14 protein-coding genes are annotated in these 18774 nt (G+C 46.8%); 3 read left to right on the top strand and 11 right to left on the bottom strand.

Annotated features, from left to right (window positions below):
- Positions 1 to 744, bottom strand: a 744-nt coding sequence (locus tag ACOJS8_RS07085) for a collagen-like triple helix repeat-containing protein (RefSeq protein WP_420147841.1), incomplete at its 3' end; no start/stop codon positions are given.
- A gap of 406 nt (positions 745 to 1150) precedes the next feature.
- Between ACOJS8_RS07085 and ACOJS8_RS07090 the strand changes: the two genes are divergently transcribed.
- Together ACOJS8_RS07090 and cobA are read left to right on the top strand one after the other, a co-directional pair.
- Positions 1151 to 3298 carry a nitrite reductase gene (locus ACOJS8_RS07090; RefSeq protein ID WP_420147842.1) on the top strand — a complete coding sequence of 716 codons (2148 nt, stop codon included), beginning with the start codon at positions 1151 to 1153 and terminating at the stop codon, positions 3296 to 3298.
- A gap of 84 nt (positions 3299 to 3382) precedes the next feature.
- The gene (cobA, locus tag ACOJS8_RS07095) at positions 3383 to 4132 is read left to right on the top strand and encodes a uroporphyrinogen-III C-methyltransferase (RefSeq protein WP_420147854.1); all 750 of its coding nucleotides are present in this window, start codon (positions 3383 to 3385) and stop codon (positions 4130 to 4132) included.
- Between the two features lie 53 nt (positions 4133 to 4185).
- On the opposite strand, the gene hisS is transcribed toward cobA, so the two are convergent.
- Positions 4186 to 5553 carry a histidine--tRNA ligase gene (hisS, locus tag ACOJS8_RS07100; protein WP_420147843.1) on the bottom strand — a complete coding sequence of 456 codons (1368 nt, stop codon included), beginning with the start codon at positions 5551 to 5553 and terminating at the stop codon, positions 4186 to 4188.
- A gap of 127 nt (positions 5554 to 5680) precedes the next feature.
- Here hisS and ACOJS8_RS07105 point away from each other — a divergent pair, with 127 nt between their 5' ends.
- Positions 5681 to 5839, top strand: coding sequence for a hypothetical protein (locus tag ACOJS8_RS07105; protein ID WP_420147844.1), 159 nt, complete (start codon positions 5681 to 5683; stop codon positions 5837 to 5839).
- A gap of 28 nt (positions 5840 to 5867) precedes the next feature.
- On the opposite strand, the gene ACOJS8_RS07110 is transcribed toward ACOJS8_RS07105, so the two are convergent.
- From ACOJS8_RS07110 to ACOJS8_RS07150, 9 genes are all read right to left on the bottom strand, one after another.
- Positions 5868 to 6179 carry a hypothetical protein gene (locus ACOJS8_RS07110; RefSeq protein WP_420147845.1) on the bottom strand — a complete coding sequence of 104 codons (312 nt, stop codon included), beginning with the start codon at positions 6177 to 6179 and terminating at the stop codon, positions 5868 to 5870.
- A gap of 144 nt (positions 6180 to 6323) precedes the next feature.
- On the bottom strand, positions 6324 to 7337 hold the full coding sequence (locus ACOJS8_RS07115) for a glycosyltransferase (RefSeq protein WP_420147846.1): 1014 nt from the start codon (positions 7335 to 7337) through the stop codon (positions 6324 to 6326).
- An 88-nt stretch (positions 7338 to 7425) separates the two neighbouring features.
- Positions 7426 to 8712 carry a glutamate-1-semialdehyde 2,1-aminomutase gene (gene hemL / locus ACOJS8_RS07120; protein ID WP_420147847.1) on the bottom strand — a complete coding sequence of 429 codons (1287 nt, stop codon included), beginning with the start codon at positions 8710 to 8712 and terminating at the stop codon, positions 7426 to 7428.
- 98 nt (positions 8713 to 8810) lie between these two features.
- Complete coding sequence (locus ACOJS8_RS07125; protein ID WP_420147848.1) at positions 8811 to 10529, bottom strand: tetratricopeptide repeat protein; 1719 nt, start codon at positions 10527 to 10529, stop codon at positions 8811 to 8813.
- Positions 10530 to 10733: 204 nt separating this feature from the next.
- A complete protein-coding gene (gene yidC / locus ACOJS8_RS07130; RefSeq protein ID WP_420147849.1) occupies positions 10734 to 12587 on the bottom strand; it encodes a membrane protein insertase YidC in 1854 nt (617 codons plus the stop codon).
- A gap of 116 nt (positions 12588 to 12703) precedes the next feature.
- Entirely contained in the window at positions 12704 to 14404 is a 1701-nt protein-coding gene (locus tag ACOJS8_RS07135) for a CTP synthase (RefSeq protein WP_420147850.1), read from the bottom strand.
- 219 nt (positions 14405 to 14623) lie between these two features.
- Positions 14624 to 15262, bottom strand: a complete 639-nt coding sequence (locus ACOJS8_RS07140) for a gluconate 2-dehydrogenase subunit 3 family protein (protein ID WP_420147851.1) — start codon at positions 15260 to 15262, stop codon at positions 14624 to 14626.
- A gap of 19 nt (positions 15263 to 15281) precedes the next feature.
- Entirely contained in the window at positions 15282 to 17027 is a 1746-nt protein-coding gene (locus tag ACOJS8_RS07145; RefSeq protein ID WP_420147852.1) for a GMC family oxidoreductase, read from the bottom strand.
- 146 nt (positions 17028 to 17173) lie between these two features.
- A partial coding sequence (locus ACOJS8_RS07150; protein ID WP_420147853.1) for a putative porin occupies positions 17174 to 18774 on the bottom strand: 1601 nt, incomplete at its 5' end.

The following is an 18774-nucleotide window of genomic DNA, read 5'->3' on the forward strand; positions in this document are numbered from 1 at the left end:
GTTGAAGGCTTGTTTAACAGCGGCATAATCTTTATAATCGACCGCTGCCAATCGACCGCTTTTAACGCTTCCTGCTACAACCATGATTCGATACTGCGGCAACGTAGCAAACATGGTCCGGTAAACGCTTACCGGCTGATCGATCAGGCCCGTAATACCCGTATAATCGTCAATATTCGGATTGTATATAGCACTTGGGAAGATGATTTTAGGAGAAAAGTAATTTTCGCCCAAATTATCTGTAACTACCTGATATGTAACGTAGTCATCTATCAAATTGGTTGTACGCCCTGGGATTTTGGCGTAGCCCTGGGATACATTACCGCTTTGAGAAATACGTTCAGCGAGCGTAAAGGATTGAGGAGCCGTAGTAGACTGAACACTACCAAATTTGTAGTAAATGTAAATGAGCCCTTTATCGATCGCATCTTTAGTCAATAAAGAACTGGCTGTACTGGCAGGGGATAAAGTAACTTCTTTGGTAATGGGGTTCACGAAAAAGTTTCCGCTCACATCGATTGGTTTCCAGTCTGTATACACAACATTGGCATTGCCCATTGGTCCCGTTGCTCCGGCTACACCACTAGCCCCGGCAGGTCCTGTTGCTCCTGTAGCACCTGTTGGACCGGCTGGCCCTTGCGGTCCCTGTGGCCCCTCCGGCCCTTTACAGGAAACGACCAACATGAACAATAAGGCAATCAACCCACTACCAGTTTGAACAAGATGCGAAAAACGTACTTTCATAGTTTTGTCAGTTAAAAATTAATTAAATATAAATAGCAGTTTTGATGATACGTACGAAAATCGCGTTAATATACGGCAAAGTTCTCCTTTTTCACGCGTCCTGTTAAATTCATCAACTATTTTTACTAAACCTGATCAGTAACAAATCCCTGTTTTCAGGCCCGTCTGCCTACATCAGGTTAACTAAGCAACCGGTGTAATGTTTCTGTATTGTGTGGCATAGATGAGAAAATAGGGCTCTGTCTATAACCATTCCTTATAGTCCATAACCATAAGTTGGGGATAGGTTGAATCTTAACCTTAGTTAATTAGTTAATATTGTGTAATAAATCGACAGACAGACACTGGGCATTCCAGCGTTTCGTTTTAATACAATAGTTGATTAATTCTATAGACAATATACCTTATGTCTATCTATCTAACCGATAATGTAAGCAAGGCCGCTCGCCGTGACATCGCTGATCTTGAGCAGAAAATAAATTCCTTTCGTCAGGGTGATATAGCTGACGAAGCCTTCCGTAAGTTTCGACTTACACGAGGGGTTTACGGCCAACGGCAACCGGGCGTGCAAATGATCCGTATCAAGTTGCCGCACGGACGTATAACGGCTGATCAACTGATTCGTATTGCCGACTTATCGGATAAATACGCTACAGGTAATTTACATGCAACGACCCGGCAGGACATCCAGCTCCATTTTGTAAAGCTGGCAGATTCTCCCCAGTTGTGGGCTGATCTGGAAGACGCCGGCATTACGCTCAAGGAAGCCTGTGGCAATACCGTTCGGAACGTAACAGGCTCTGCCCGTGCCGGCATCGACCCCGACGAGCCATTCGATATTACGCCCTATGCTCATGCCATTTTTGAGTATTTTCTCCGCAATCCGATCTGTCAGGATATGGGGCGGAAGTTCAAAATTTCGCTCTCGTCAAGCGAGAAAGATTCAGCTTACGGCTACATGCACGACGTTGGGCTGGTAGCTCGAACGCAAAATGGCCAGCGTGGCTTTAAAGTGATGCTGGGTGGAGGACTGGGGGCTCAACCGTTTTCGGCGCAGACAGCCTTTGAGTTTCTGGAAGAAGATCGGGTCATTCCATTCATTGAGGGCGTTATCCGCGTGTTCGATCGATACGGTGAGCGGCAGAAACGACACAAAGCCCGAATGAAATACCTGCTTAATGACATTGGTCTCGAGGAATTGTTACGTCGGATTGCGGATGAAACTCCTGCCCTGCGCTCCAAAACTTATGTCATTGACGATACGTCAGTCAATCCGTTATTTGCCGCTCCCCCGACAGCCCGTCTGGATGCTCCTGCCGCACCAGTTTCAGATAGTGAAGGCTATGCCCTCTGGCAGAAAACAAACGTCTTTGAGCAGAAACAGACAGGCTGGTATGCCGTACAATTACGCGTTCTGTTGGGTGATATGCCTTCCGATACGGCACGGGCGCTGGCAAAGATCGTTAAGCAATATGCAGCGGATGACATCCGGGTAACGGTCAATCAGGGCTATTTACTACGGTTTATAAAACCTGAAGATTTACCAGCTGTCTATGAGGCTCTTAATACGTTAGGCTTAGCGAATCCCGGCTTCGACACGACAGCCGACATCACGACTTGCCCTGGTACGGATACCTGTAATCTTGCGATTTCAAGCAGCTATGGCATTACGCGGGCTCTGGAGCGAATGATGCAGGATGAGTTTCCTGATCTGATTTTTAACGATGACATCAAGATCAAAATTTCTGGTTGCATGAATGGTTGCGGACAGCATTCAGTAGCCAATATTGGTTATCACGGTTCTTCGCTGAAAAATGGGGCATACGTACTACCAGCCTTACAGGTTTTACTAGGCGGAGGTTTTAACAGCAAAGGTGAAGGGTTAATTGCGGATAAAGTCATTAAAATACCTGCTAAGCGTGGGCCGGATTCACTACGTTATCTGCTACGTGATTTTGAAGCCAACGCCTTTGATGGTGAATACTATAGCGATTACTACGCACGTCAGGGTAAAAATTATTTCTACCAGTTGTTGAAACCTCTGGCTGATCTGAAAACCTTGGTTGACAGTGATTATATTGACTGGGATCATACCGAGCAATACGTCACCGAGGTGGGAATCGGTGAGTGCGCCAGTGTCCTAATCGACCTGGTAGCTACCACACTTACCGAGGCTGATGAAAAGCTGGGCTGGGCACAGGAAGCTTTATCCGAAAGCCGCTGGGCCGACGCACTTTACCACGCTTATAATGTGTTTATTACCAGTGCGAAAGCTGCTCTGATGAGTCGCGATATACCCACTAACACGCAACACGGCATTGTTAGTGATTTCGATAAAACGTTTGCCGGCGAAACGGATTTTCACAAGACCGAAGGTGAGTTCAAAACTCTGGTTTTCAGCATAAATAAAGAAGAGCCTTCAGAAGCTTTTGCCCGTCGGTTCGTTGCTCAGGCTGAATCTTTTCTGCAAGCGGTTCAGTCTTATCGGGAATTACAAATTGAGGTTGAAGGCCTTCCCGAACTGCAGGAGTTAACGCAGGCGCAGGATAGCTAATGAAAACAATGAATGGGGCATGACGAATTGCGCTTGCATAACTGAAAAGAGTGTATCATTCTCATTCATCCTTCTTTCTTTATGATGAAATTGACGCTTGTAGGAGCCGGACCGGGCGATCCGGACTTAATAACGGTAAAAGGAATAAAGGCGCTACAACAAGCCGATGTGGTAATGTACGACGCACTTGTTCATCCTGTTCTGCTTGACCATTGCCGTCCTGACACCCTTAAAGTCTACGTTGGTAAACGGCGTGGTGCCTACTCCTGCGTACAGGAGGACATTAATCCACTAATTGTGCACTACGCCCATCAATACGGCCACGTAGTGCGGCTGAAGGGTGGAGATTCGTTCGTATTCGGACGAGGGTATGAGGAAATTGAGTTTGCCCGTCAGTACGGTATTATAACTGACGTTGTACCGGGCATTTCGAGTAGTTATGCGGTACCCGCTTCAGCCGGTATTCCACTAACGACGCGGGGAATCTCGGAAAGTTTCTGGGTGGTTACGGGAACTACAAAAGCCGGGCAGTTATCGTCTGACTTACAATTAGCTGCCCAGTCGTCAGCTACCGTAGTGGTGCTGATGGGAATGCACAAACTTGCCGAGATCATGACTGTTTTTGGAGACAACGGCAAATCAGAAACACCTGTCGCCATTATTCAAAACGGTACGCTCCCGGAGGAACAGGTTGTTACGGGGCGCGTTAATGATATTGCTGAGAAAGTGGCCGAAGCGGGTGTAGGAAACCCAGCCATTATTGTTGTAGGTGACGTAGCCGCTTTAGGTGATCCCACCTATCGGGCGGCTGTCGTGGCCGCAGAGCAGGCTTAGTCAGGTTATGTCACTACGTTTACACCCACTGTATGTAAACGTAGTGACATATTTTAAGCCAGCACCCTCCGGATAATCTCGCTACGGTTTGCTTTTATCTGGTCCCCTGTCAGCATATTTTTCAGCGAAAACTGTCCAGTCTGTACTTCTTCGGAGCCAATCAGAACAACGAAGGGAATAGCTTTGGCATTGGCATAATCGAGCATCTTTTTAACCTTGTTCAGATCAGGATAAAGTTCAGCTCTAATGTTAACTGCTCGAAGTTCGTTTAGTAATGGCAAAGCCGATCGACGAGCTTCAGCGTCGAGCGGTGTAATCAGCACTTGCGTACCTTGTCCAGTATCAGGAGGAAACAGGTTCAGTTCCTCCATTACGTCGTAAATCCGATCCACACCAAATGAAATCCCTACCCCCGACAAGCCAGGCATACCGAACGCGCCCGTCAAATTATCGTATCGTCCACCACCACTAATACTGCCAATACTAACACCGTTAGCTTTTACTTCAAAAATGGCTCCTGTATAATAAGAAAGTCCACGTGCCAGAGTTGGATCGATCTCTATCTTACTGTTTTTTAATCCATAATCATCCACTAATTGAAGTGTTTCTTTAAGCTCATTTATACCTCGTTGAGCAGTTGCCGAGGCCCCAACAGTCTCGTCGAGCTGATTCCAGATGGTATTAGAAACAGTATTATTGAAAAACAAAATAGCTCGTAGCTTTTCAATCGCTTCGTCAGAGAAACCGCGTTCACGCAGTTCGTCTTCTACTTTTTCCTGGCCAATCTTATCTAGTTTATCAATAGCAACGCTTAGCTGGCCCTCCTGACCCGGCGCCCCAATTACCTCGGCAATACCAGTCAGAATCTTGCGATTATTGATCTTTACCGTAAAATCTGTGATACCCAGATTACCCATTACTTCATGGATCATCAGAATGATTTCTGCCTCACAAAGCAAAGAGTCCGTACCCACTACGTCGGCGTCGCACTGATAAAACTCCCGGTAACGGCCTCTCTGTGGACGATCCGCTCGCCAGACAGGCTGCATCTGATAGCGTTTGAACGGCATTGTTAGTACATTCCGGTTCATCACTACGTAACGGGCAAAGGGAACTGTCAGATCGTATCGTAAGCCCTTTTCTGCAATTTTTGGCGTTAATTTTTTCGATCCATTTGCAATATCCAACTCTGTGAGAGAAGCGGCAAAATCACCGGAATTAAGAATTTTAAAGAGAAGCTGATCACCCTCCTCTCCATATTTACCTGTCAGGGTAGACAGATTTTCCATAGAGGGAGTTTCGAGTGGCTGAAAAGCAAAGCGTTGGAAGGTTTGGCGAATGGTATCAAATATAAAGAGCCGTTTACGCATCTGTTCAGGCCCAAAATCACGAGTTCCTTTCGGTAAAGTCGGTTTTTGCATGCCACAAAATTACAAACCAGTCCGAAAAGTTAGCCTTTTCATTTACTTTGTTCGTAAAAAACATTACTTTTGCGGTCTGATCGCTTAAGCGCTCCAAATTGAACCGGCTTAGTAAAAAGATATAATCATGGCAGTAACAGAGTTAAAACGGAAAGCTCGTCGGAATCGGGCTATCGCCAACAATAAAACGAACGCAATTAAACAATTGCTGCGTAAACCGACGATTAAGAATGTAGATGTTGAAGCAATCAAAGCTTCGTTTGCTGACAAGAAAGCGGCAAAATAAGAATTGAGTTTTTAGCGTATACAGCTTATTACTTAACCTCGCTTTTACCCGGCGAGGTTTTGCGTTTTTGAAGCAACCGGGTCCACTCACGATCCCGTTTTTTGAGTTCTCTGCGTACAAATCGGCGATAATCCAATTGCGCACGGTATCGCACAGCCTGCCCAAACAACAGTAAACCACCATTCACCAAAATCAGACTATAAACTGCCCATAGAAACCACTGACGAAAGGGGGCACCTGTATGTCGGATATAAATAGCTTCATTCAACACCCATAAACCAACGCTCACCAGCAATAAGCCAATTGGCGCTACAATAAGCCCTTTAGTCCGGGTACTCATGCGTTTGACTAATCGTTGACCTGGAGGTTTTGAAAGCTTTGTCATTGCGGTTGACCGTAGTTGATTACGTTATTAACGGATGGCTGTCCGGCTTCATTATACTATGATAGCCTGAACAAGCAACGTCTATAAATGTAACGAATTTCAGGAAGGGTATTCAATCGTAGCGCCTGTTTCCCGAAAATTCTTCGGTTCTGTCAGTCGCTTACAACCTTCGCTCAGAAACCCTGCGCCATACCCGATTAGTTGGACAAATGCGGCCTCGACACTTAATAAACCCACACTCAGGCTGTTTTCCTTCCGAGTTGCATCAATCAGAATAAGGATTGCCCATAAAGTTAACACGCCTGCTGATAGTGCGAATAAAAAAGGGCTAATGAGGGCCCAAATGGGAATTAAAATCACAAATACAGTAAACAGAGCCGGAAACGTATGGACAAGTTTCAGTTCAGCGGGGTAATAACGGGAGATGTTGATCCGTGCACGACCAAAAAAACGGAGCTGTCGAAAAAACTGACCAAAGTTTGTACGACGTTTATGGTAAATAAAAGCCTCTGGTATTAAGCCTGTCCGGTAGCCGTTTTCAATAATTCGGATGGCGAACTCAATGTCTTCTCCCATTCGGCTTAGTCGGTATCCACCCGTTGTTTCCCATACTTTTCGCGACAGCCCCATGTTAAAACTTCGGGGATGATACGTTCCTCCTAAGTTTTTTTTACTACCGCGAATTCCTCCGGTCGTGAATGGCGAAGTCATTGAATAACTAATCGCTTTCTGAATAGGCGTGAAATCGGGATGCGCTTTATCAGGTCCGCCATATGCATCAAGTGCTGGCGTTTGCACGGTTAGACGTTCGTTGACCACCTGAAAATAATGCGGGGGTACCAGTGCATCGGAATCGAAAATAACAAAATAGTCACCTTTGGCCCGCTCAAAACCGAAGTTACGCGTAAAACCCTGGCCGGAGTTGTCTTTGTAGAAATACCGAATGTCGAGTTGAGACGCAAATTCTGCCACTACCCCGTCCGCTCTTTTGCTCGAACCATCCTCAATCACTAAAACCTCGAAGTTCTGGTACGTCTGTTTCGTTAAACTACCCAGTAATTCCCTCAGTTCGTCAGGGCGGTTATAGACGGGAATAATGACGGAATAATGCATGGTCAGTCGGGAAAGTAAAATGAACAGTAACTCTGTTTGCCCTTAATTAAGAGCCCCGTATTTCTTACGCTTCATACTACGTCATTCATCAGGAAATGGCTTCCAGGAGGCTTTCTTCATTGGCCTGAATGATTTGCTCTACCAGTTCATCGGTCAGCGCTACGGATAAAAACAGGCTTTCAAACTGCGAGGGAGCTAAATAGACACCTCGATCAAGCATGGCATGAAAATACCGTCCGAATAAAGGCAGATCGCATGATTTGGCATCTGAAAAATTCAGAACCGGTTGCCCGGTCATAAAGAGCGTAAACATCGACCCGATGTGATTGATGGTATAATTCAGCCCATTTTTCACGAGTGTCTCCCGGAAACCGTCGTTCAGTTTTTTGCCGATAGCTTCCAGGCGCGTGTACACGTCAGGGGTTTCATTCAGATAACGTAGCATAGCCAGTCCTGCCGACATAGCGATTGGATTGCCGGAAAGGGTTCCAGCCTGATAAACAGGGCCAGCCGGCGACACCACGTTCATTACGTCTGCACGTCCCCCATATGCACCAACGGGCATACCGCCACCGATAATTTTGCCCATTGTAGTCAGGTCAGGAGTAATGCCAAAACGTTCCTGAGCCCCTCCTTTCGCCAGGCGGAAACCCGTCATTACTTCATCAAAAATCAATAGAGCACCGTATTTGTCGCAGAGAGCACGGATTCCCTCCAGAAAACCAGCCTCGGGCAATACGCACCCCATATTCCCAACGACAGGCTCCAGAATAACAGCTGCCACCTGATTCTGATTATTGATAAATAATGCCTCTACGGAAGCCAGATCGTTGTAAGGGGCCGTCAACGTATCAGCGGCCGTCGCTTTCGTTACACCCGGACTATCAGGAATTCCCATGGTCATGGCTCCGCTGCCAGCCGCAATCAAAAACGAATCGCCGTGGCCATGGTAACACCCTTCGAATTTTATGATTTTGTCTCGTTTGGTAAATCCCCGTGCTACCCGTATTGCCGCCATCGTCGCTTCTGTCCCTGAATTGACCATACGTACTTTTTCAACCGATGGCACCATCTCTATGATCAGTTCGGCCATCTCAACTTCCTTCCGTGTTGGTGCGCCAAAGGAAAAAGAATGCTGAATAGCATCGCGTACGGCTTTTTCTACGGGCTCGAAGGCATGGCCCAGAATCATCGGGCCCCACGAGTTAATCAACTCGATGTACTGCCGGCCGTCCTCATCGTAGATGTAAGGCCCTTTAGCGGACTTAATAAACAGTGGACTACCACCTACAGCCCGAAACGCGCGCACTGGCGAATTTACCCCACCAGGAATCAACGTTTTTGCTTTCTCAAATAATTGCTCGCTCGTTGTCATATAAAATGCGCGAATGCACAAAGGCCTGATTAAGTGAATACCGTCTGGCGAATTAAGTTTATGTCAGCCCTGCACTTAATCACACATTCGTGCCATTGCTAATTGATTTTAACAAACCGCCCATCTTCGTATTTGACAATTGGTACGATCTGGTTTTCATTACTTTGGGTGTAGTCGAATCCTGAAGACAAATAGTCGTCTGTATCGGACCGGAGATTATCCCGATTACGTAGTAATGCGCCATTCTTAGCCATTTGACGGCCAAAAAAGAGCATCATATCATACCCTTCACTCGCAAATACGGATGGAATGGTATTCCGTTTTGTTACGTACTGCTCATCAAATTCAATCACAGGCTCTCGCGTTGGATCAATAAAATCTGGATATAGCAAGTATAAACCCCGACGGTTAAATGTTGACAGCGAATTTTGGTAAAAATTAAAGGCTGATGACGTAGCAATCAATGCACCGCTCACTTTCCGTCGGCTTAATGCTTCGAGCATACGGGCTCCATCGCTATCATTACTACTGACGAAAAAAACGTGATTTAGCGTAATGGGCGTAGCCGAAATTACGGCACTCTGCGATTTAGCGGGTGTGGCAATTCCGGTCATTTGCATAGCATCAGCCATCATCTGCGCATTACCGCTCACTTTTCGATAATCAAGTACCTGGTAATTCTGGCGTTTTAATTCGCTTAAATAGGCAGCCGCCAGCAAAGAATCTTTACGGGACGTACCAAAATAAATAGCCGCTCGACGGCCTCCTGGTAAACCACGGGCCAATTCGGAAACCTTTTTTGACTGTTGGTTAACCGATGGTTGAGCTAAAAACGATAACGGCTGATTGGCTACCAGTTCGCTGCTGGTCGCAATCGGATTCAGCAGTAAAATGTTATTCTGATTCGCATAAGCTGACGCAATCCGATTCGGTTCTACATACAATGGGCCGATGATCAGGTCCGTTTGAGAAAAGGCAGGATTGTTGACTAGTTCAAGGGTTTTATTAGCGTCATTATCGAGGTCATAAGCAAATAGATTGACCGTAATCCCTTCCTCCTGTAGCTTATTTTTAGCCATTTTAATCCCATCGTATAGATCGTATACGTATTGGTTTGAACGTATTCGTTTCTCCGGATCAAATTCATCCAGACGAAAAGGAAACATGACAGCAACGTTATAATACCCTTTTTGTCGATTATTTCGAGTTGGGGAGGCCATTGGTACGTCCGGACGATCGGGCGAAGGCTTACCCGTAGTTGATCCAACAGGTTGATTTGTAGCCGTACCCGGTACACCAAACCGGTTTGTTAGTCGATCAGAGAGCTCAAGGTCGTCTTTATCACTGGATGACCGCTGAATTAAATCGATCAATGCCAGACCAATGTTCCGGTTGGCGGGAAATGTCTTATTTAATTGTTTCAGGCGATTCAAATCGGTTATACGCGGCAGGAAATTCTGTTCGAGTTTGGCTACGTCAGAACGTAACGCCGGATCCCCAATTTTTTGCAACGAGGCAAAAGCATCCTCATATTGTCCGGTTTCCATACTGATAGACGCCAGAAGATAATTGGCCTCGTCCATTTTACGCCAGTTTGGAAAACCCTCAATCAGTTGTCGGACACTCAGGCGCGCCTGACTAAAGTTTCGCTGCCTGAAAGCCGCGAGCGCATAATAATAACTTGCATAGGGGGCTAAAGGTCCTCGCTGCTGTATGATTGGATTTAAATCGGCTTTTGCCCGTTCGTAATCGCCGGCCTGCACCGATTTAACGGCCGTACTATACCGTCTTTGTACATCCGGTGCTATTTGAGCCATGGCTGATTGATACCTCAACAGAGCCACTACACAAATTAGCACCAGCTTGAATCCATAAAACCTACCATTCATGTTTGTCGGGGTTACTACACAAAAGCAACGCTAATGCGTTGCTTTTGTGTTAAACAATGTTTGCTGAAAAATGTCTGATAGTATTGACGTTTATAGGTTTATATCGTTACATAATCCAGTAGACATTGTGCTTTATTTTTTTTGTTTAGCTCGTCGTTGAGCTTCTTCAGCTTGTTTGCGGGCATCTTCAGCAGCCGCAAGCTGACGCTGTAACAGAGCCTGAAAACCACCAGGTTTCTTACCCTGGCCAGACGCATTTTTCTTGCGATTTTCATCCAGCACGGCTTTAATTTTATCTTCGTCGACAAACCGACGAATGAGTTGTTGCTGTGCGATTGTTACTACGTTCGAAACAAAATAATAGAACGTCAGACCAGCTGGGTAGGAATTTAGCACGAACATAAACATCAGCGGGAATACGTAGCTCAACGCTTTCATATTCACCGGTCCGGGCTGCGTGGGCGTCGTCTGGTTGTTATAGTAAGCGTAAGCAATTGAGGAGGCTGTCATCAGAACGGTAAACAGACTCAAATGACTACCGACAAACGGGATCGTTGGAAACGTTATAAAGGCATCGTAGGTTGAAAGGTCATTGGCCCATAAAAACGATTTCTGCCGCAATTCAATCAGGTTTGGGAACAACATGAACAGCGCAAACAGGATCGGCATGGTAGCCAGAACAGGAACACAACCACTGAGCGGACTAACGCCCACTTCCTGATACAGCTTCATCTGTTCAGACTGTTGTTTGGCCATATCATCACCAACGCGCTCTTTTATTTCATTAATTTCGGGTGCCAGTACGCGCATCTTGGCCATACTAACGTATGACTTATAAGTCAGTGGCGTCAGCAGTAATTTCACGAAAACAACCAGTACAATAATCAGCAGGCCATTATTGGCAATAAACTTACCCAGGAAGTTAAAGACCGGCACAAAGAAATATTTGTTGATTGGCTTCAGAATCGAATAGCCCAGGTACACATTCCGGTCAAATTCGGGGGCTACGTCGCCCAGTAATTGAAAGTCGTTGGGGCCGTAATAAAACTTATACTGTCCCTTCCCCGCCTTTACGTCAGCGATCGGCAACGTAACGTCAGCAACAGCCGTTTTTACTACGTTGGTATCAGCTGGGTTGACCAGTGTTTTAAAATCGGCTTTGGGCAATGGCCCATTCTTAGCAATAAACCCGGAGAGAAAATATTTATGCTTGATGGTAAACCATTGGATTGGCTCTTCGAGGGTAGTTTCCTGGTTGCTTTCTCCTTCGGTTAGATTCTCGAAGTTCTCGTCGGCAGTAAGGTAGTTAATCGTAGCGGCCCGGCGGTTATTCAACAGGTCGTTCTCGTACTGCTTCATCTTATCTTCCCAGAAGAATCGGATGTCGCCATTGGCTAATGTATTGTTCAGTCCATTGAGCTTCAGGTCGTAATCCAATACGTATCCCTCCGCCGGGATTGTGTAGACCTGCTCGACTGATTCGCCGGGAGCAACCTCAGCCCGAAACACAATCTGCTGCGGCTGTCCACTTAAGGATGCATTCTGAGCATTGGTTTGATAATAAAGTTTGTGCAGATCGACTTTACCACGATTCGTTGGCAATTCCAGAAGGGTCTGGCTGCTTTGTTCATCGATCAAAACCAGCGGCTTTCGATCATACGTTTTGTAATTCTTCAGAAGAACTTCTTTAACGCGTCCGCCCTGCGTTGTAAATGTTACTTTGATATCTTTATTTTCAATAACAATATCGCGGGCTTCACCAGTGGCAACCGTGGCAAAATCGCCAAATTTTGCCTGAGCAGCGGCCGAGTCAAGCGGTTGAGTAGCTTTATCGATAGCAGCCGCAGCACCAGAAGCAGTCCTCGGCTTGGTTGTTTGTGTCTGTTGAGCCGGTTCTTTTTCAGGTGCGGGCTTTGGCACCAGAAGCTGATAGCCGACAAGCATCGCCAGAATCAGGAGGATGCCAATAAGTTGATTACGATCCATTTAGTTTGTAGTCGTCAGTCGACAACCGCTGGTCGTTAGTGAACGAAACTATTTGCTAACGGCCAGTGACTGTCGACTGACGACTTTTTTTTACAAAATTACGGCAATCTGGTGGGTTAATCAACCGCGTCGACAGTTTCTACACGGGCGGTTGATATATCGGATGTAGATGCCGGACTTACTTTCTTCTGTTGACTAAAGTTGAGGGCCGCCCGTACAAACTGCACAAATAATGGATGAGGATTCATCACTGTACTTTTTAGTTCCGGGTGAAACTGTACGCCCACGAACCAAGGATGGTTATTTAGTTCAACAATTTCGACCAGCCCCGTATCCGGATTTATACCCGTTGGACGTAAGCCCGCTTTTTCAAAAGCCTCCAAATAATCGTTATTGAATTCATAGCGGTGGCGGTGGCGCTCACTAATCTGCAGTTTTCCATAAATTTTATGCGCCAGCGAATCGCGTTTGAGTTTGCAACTATAAGCCCCTAAGCGCATGGTACCGCCTTTATCTGTGATGTTTTTTTGCTCTTCCATCATGCTGATAACCGGGTTAGGCGTATGTGGCTCCATTTCGGTTGAATGGGCATCCTCAATACCCATTACGTGCCGCGCATACTCGATAACAGCCATTTGCATACCCAGGCAAATACCCAGAAACGGAATGTTGTTTTCGCGAACGTAACGTACCGCATTGATTTTACCTTCAATACCCCGCTCGCCGAAGCCCGGTGCTACTAATACCGCATCCAACTGACTCAGCACTTCAGCACAATGATGCTCATCGACAAGTGTCTCGGACTGAATCCATTCCAGCTGTACTTTACACTCATTGGAAGCTCCAGCATGAATAAATGACTCAGCAATTGACTTGTACGCATCATGAAGTTCAACATACTTGCCAACCAGGCCAATACGTACCGTGTCGCCTGGATTTTTAAGTCTCCCCAAAAACGCTTTCCAGCTATCCAGTTCCGCGTCTTTGTCGTTGTAAAGATCCATCATGTAGAGCGCCCGCTGATCCAGGCGTTCCTTCTGCATGAGTAGTGGTACGTCGTAAATCGTTTCGGCGTCAATGGCTTCGATGACTGAACTTACCTGTACGTTGCAGAAAAGAGCAATTTTTCGACGAATTTCCTGGGGTAATGGATGCTCGGTACGACAGACGATTATATCGGGCTGAACGCCGTTTTCAAGCAGCATTCGAACCGAGTGTTGTGTAGGCTTCGTTTTCAGCTCGCCCGCCGACTGCAGATAAGGCACCAGCGTCAGGTGAATAACAAGCGTATCGTGTTCTCCGAGTTCAAACTTTAACTGACGAACGGCTTCAACAAAGGGTAATGATTCTATATCACCAACGCACCCACCAATTTCAGTGATGACAATGTCGTACTCGCCCGTTTCGCCCAGCAGCCGAATATTCCGCTTGATCTCGTCGGTGATATGCGGGACAACCTGAACGGTTTTACCAAGAAAATCCCCCCGACGCTCCCGGGTTATTACGTTATTGTAAATACGCCCCGTAGTGATGTTGTTCGCCTGCGATGTGGGGCGATTTAAAAAACGCTCGTAGTGCCCCAGATCAAGATCTGTTTCGGCGCCGTCGTCCGTTACGTAGCATTCGCCATGCTCGTAAGGATTGAGTGTTCCCGGATCAATATTGATATACGGATCGAATTTCTGAATCGTTACCGATAATCCCCGTGATTGAAGAAGTTTGGCTAATGAAGAAGCAATGATGCCTTTGCCAAGTGATGAAGTTACTCCGCCTGTAACAAAAATATATTTCGCGGATTTTGGTCCCGTAGCCGCCATGTGTGAAACCTGTTTTGGTCGTTACGGGATGTAAAAGTACTAGAAAAAAAGAGGGAAAGATAGCGTAGTCAACGGAAAAGTTAGTGAATAAATGGTAATCACTTAATGATCAAGCGTATATAATTTTTATATTTTTAATCTCCGTTCAGAAAACACACACGATTAAATAGGTGCGATCAAAAATAAAAAAGCGACAGAATGCCTCTGTCGCTTTTTTACTTACTTGCCCTGGGTTAGTTCTCTCTCCTCATAGGCTAAGCCATACTGTTTTAGCACATCATCAGGCACCCCATCCCATTGATTCGGGACGTTCCCAACGTAACCAAGATCCTTAATACCCATTTGACTGGTGTAGAAGCCCGTAGCCGTCATGTTACGCATTAAACTAAAAAATGCTGCTCCCTGGGTCATATCGGGTTTTGCTTTGCTCGGGTAAGCAATCTGCTCTACCATATCAATCTGCTGCGCTTTCGTGCACTGAATAAATGGCTTCCCGAAGCGCTTGACACACGTATTGTCTAACCATTTAATGCCACCCCGCATAGGCGTCTGATTACGAGGCTGATCTTTCATCATAAACTCGATAAAAGCGGGCACACCTGCCTGCGATGCACTTCCCGAACGCTCGTCTGCGGGTATGATAATGTCTGAAAGCACCGTAACGGTTTGTAATTCATGCGGGGTGAAGAACTTTTCCGCCATCAGTTTGGCGTCACGCTCGGCTTCAAACTTTTGCCGTCCACCCGGAATTTTCAGCGGTTTGGTATCAGGTGGTGCGGGAACGGCGGCTTCGACGGGAGTAACAGCCAGGCCGAAACCCGTAAGCGAGAGGGCTTTTAAGGAATCTCTACGTTTCATAGTTCTTCGGGTTCGAAGGTTAAATATTTTTTTGTTTGACTTGGTCAATTAAATACTCACTGGTACGCATTGAAGACGCCAGAATTGTCCACGTTACGTTCTTATCGCCCTGTGAGGGGAACGGTGCCGCATCCACCACGAATAAATTTTTCACGTCGTGCGCCTGCTGGTATTTATTCAAAGCCGACGATTTCGGATCGTTACCCATACGGGCCGTTCCCACTTCGTGAATGATCTGGCCGGGGGCTGCCAGGCCGTAATTGTTCGCTGCGCTGGGTTTGTCGCCTAAAGCAATTCCGCCCATAGCATGGATAATTTCCTCGAACGTATCCTGCATGTGCTTGGCCTGCTTAATCTCATAATCAGACCATTTATAGTTAAATCGCAACACAGGAATACCGTATTTATCCACTACGTTCGGGTCGATTTCGCAGTAATTGCTTTCGAGTGGTACGGGTTCACCTCGCCCTGCCATGCCGATATAGGCTCCGTAGAACCGCCGATAATCGTCTTTCAAACTGGCTCCATACCCACCACCGGTTTTCATCTTACCGTTACGCCCGGGAATAATGCTGTTCATACCTTCGATTCCCCAGCCGAAGCCATAAGCAGGCATACCCATACCGCCCCAGTATTCGATATGATAACCACGCGGAAAATCCAGTTTTTTGTTATCGAGCCACCAGGGGGTAAAGACGTGCATACCGCCAACGCCATCTTCGTTATAGCGTTTACGGTCCATCAGCGCGGGGATAAACCCTGACCGCGATGCACCCGTTGAATCGTTAATATATTTTCCGACAACGCCACTACTATTGGCTAGCCCAGTCGGGAAGCGGCTTGACTTGGAGTTGAGTAATAACCGTGCCGTTTCACCTGCGCTTGCGGCCAGTATAACCGATTTGGCTTTAATGGTTATTTCCTGCAACGTAGCGGTATCTACGTAGCTAACGCCCGTGGCCAGTCCGGTTGAGGGGTCAGTCATCACTTCGCGCACCATAGCGCCGTTAATGAGCGTTACGTTACCCGTTTTCATAGCAGGCTTCACCAGAACCGACGAAGACGAGAAGTCGGCATAAGCCTGACAAGCCCGCCCGCACTGGCTACAGTAAAAACACGAACCCCGTTCGTTATTGATTGGCTTCGTCAGAATCGACAGTCGTGAAGGAATAACCGGAATTCCGATGCTACGTGCCCCTTTCCGAATCATCAATTCGTGCAAACGTGGTTTTGGCGGAGGCAGAAAGATACCATCCGGTTCGGAGGGCATGTTTTCGACAGAACCAAAAACACCAATAAGCCGGTCGACACGATCATAAAAGGGTTTAATATCATCGTAACTGATGGGCCAGTCTTCTCCAACGCCGGTCATGCTTTTGCGCCGAAAGTCGTCTGGAGCGAAACGTAGCGAAATACGTCCCCAGTGGTTGGTACGTCCGCCGAGCATACGAGAACGAAACCATTGAAAGTCAGATCCTTTAACATTTGTATACGGCTCTCCTTCAATATCCCATCCGCCCCAGGCCGCGTCGAAATCACCAAAGGCCCGCGTGGTACCGGCACCACGCCGTGGCGATTCCCAGGGCCATTTCAGTTGGGTAATATACTTTGGATCGGCAGGGTCAAAATAGCCCCCTGCTTCCAGAAGCACAACTTTGGCGCCGGCTTTCGCCAGTGTGTAAGCGGCCATACCGCCCCCGGCACCTGAGCCAACAATGGCAACGTCGTATTGGGTGGGTGCTTTTTTAATCTGAAATGGGTCCATTCAAAAACTAATTTATAGGTTGGTTGAGAAAAATCTTTTCCGTTAAACACGCAATCGAGCTTTGTTTATATACGCTCGAAAATCAAGAAAGCCGGACGTTACTTTATGCAATTAAATAAGCACAAAACAGCGGTATCCTACCTGTTTTAATCAAACAAATACCAATCGACACCAAACGCAAATCCCCGGCGAACCTGCAGAAAATCTGGGGCGACGAAGTAGCCCGGCGCAAACACGCCCTGGTTCGCATGCGTAAGCTTCACAAACAGGCGGGTTCGGTTAACGCGCAAATTGGCGTAGAGGTCAGCCAATACGTATCCTTCCACCTGTTTCTGATTCTGGATATAGAACTGCTGCGTCAGCGGCATGTACGCATCAGCGTAGTAAGATGACTTGTAATGCAAATCAATCCCGGCCTGAATGTATAGCACTTTAGCGTACAGAAACTCATACTGCAAGCGGGCGTTTATAAAAAATGGGGGCGTTCGCAGAATATCCGATCGCGACTGAACGGTGTAATATGCCTGCCCAGCCAGCAAAAACTTACCAAACTGAAGATGATAACCCAGACCGGTTCTGAGGACACTAAACGAACCGGATGCCTGCCGGGCAACAGCCGCCGTATCGTAATAAATGTAGTTGCTTAGCAGGTAGTAATCAATTCCGGGTTCAATCCGCAGTTGTTTATACCGCAGGTTCAGTTTACCGAATGCGTGGTTGTAGCCTCGTAAACTAAAGTTGTTTCGCCACAGATAAATCATGCTTTGAAAGCGCTCCTGCAACAGGGTCGGATTGACAAACATGGACGAATACCCAGCGGTCAGAAACTTACTGTCGAACTGTCCCTGCAACCGATACCCGCCCCCAATCTGATATTCGAGTTCGGCTGTCACCTGCGACAGGCTGTCGGGAAAGTAGTAGCCTAACCATCCACCTACAAACGTTTCGGTACGCGGTATGTCATACTCATTGTAATTTGTGTTGGAGGTGTTGTAGCGTGTATTCTGATTATAATTCCGGATTCGCAGATAGGCCCGGTAATTAAACGAAGCTGCTTTGTACTGCGCAACTCCCTTCAGGCCAAACTGATTCTCCAACAGGCGAAAACGGGTTAATTGTTCAAGGCGAGACGTATCGCCGAGCGTGTTGGTATGATAAAATCGCTCTACAACAGAATCTGGTAACGTAACGGATTGATTTAGCGCCAACTGATCATCCTGATAAAAATTTTTCTGAACGCGATAGTCAAACCGATGGTAAAGCTGAAACCCTTTATCGAGCACGTATTGATGATAACCATGCAAGCCGTTACGTATCTCCCAGCCGTGTGGCCCCTGAACGGACGTACTGCCGCTCCGCAAACGCGAATCGCCGTTATAGTTAAAAATAATCGGGGTTCCGTCGGCAGTCTGCCCCGGTAGTAAGCCTCCCTGTTCGTCGAGGCTGTGGTTCATGTTGTTGAAATGAGCCAGCAGCGTATACTTGTCATTTTTAGAACGATAGTTGGTATGCAGTAAGAACCCCCAGTTCTGAGCCAGCAGCTTGTACGGGTCGTTATTGCCGGTGGTCCCAAAATGTTTTTGTGACGTAAACCGCTGTACGTCAAACCCTACATTCCAGCGGGACGTAACGTTCTGGGCCATGTCGAAACGGAGGATATTCTGGTTGTTGCCCCCCAATGCTACGTACATGTCCGTAAAGGGCGATTTCGTATCAAAATATTTCACCCCCATCGTCGAGTATGCAT

The organism is Spirosoma sp., assembly GCF_048594605.1.
GTDB lineage: Bacteria > Bacteroidota > Bacteroidia > Cytophagales > Spirosomataceae > Spirosoma.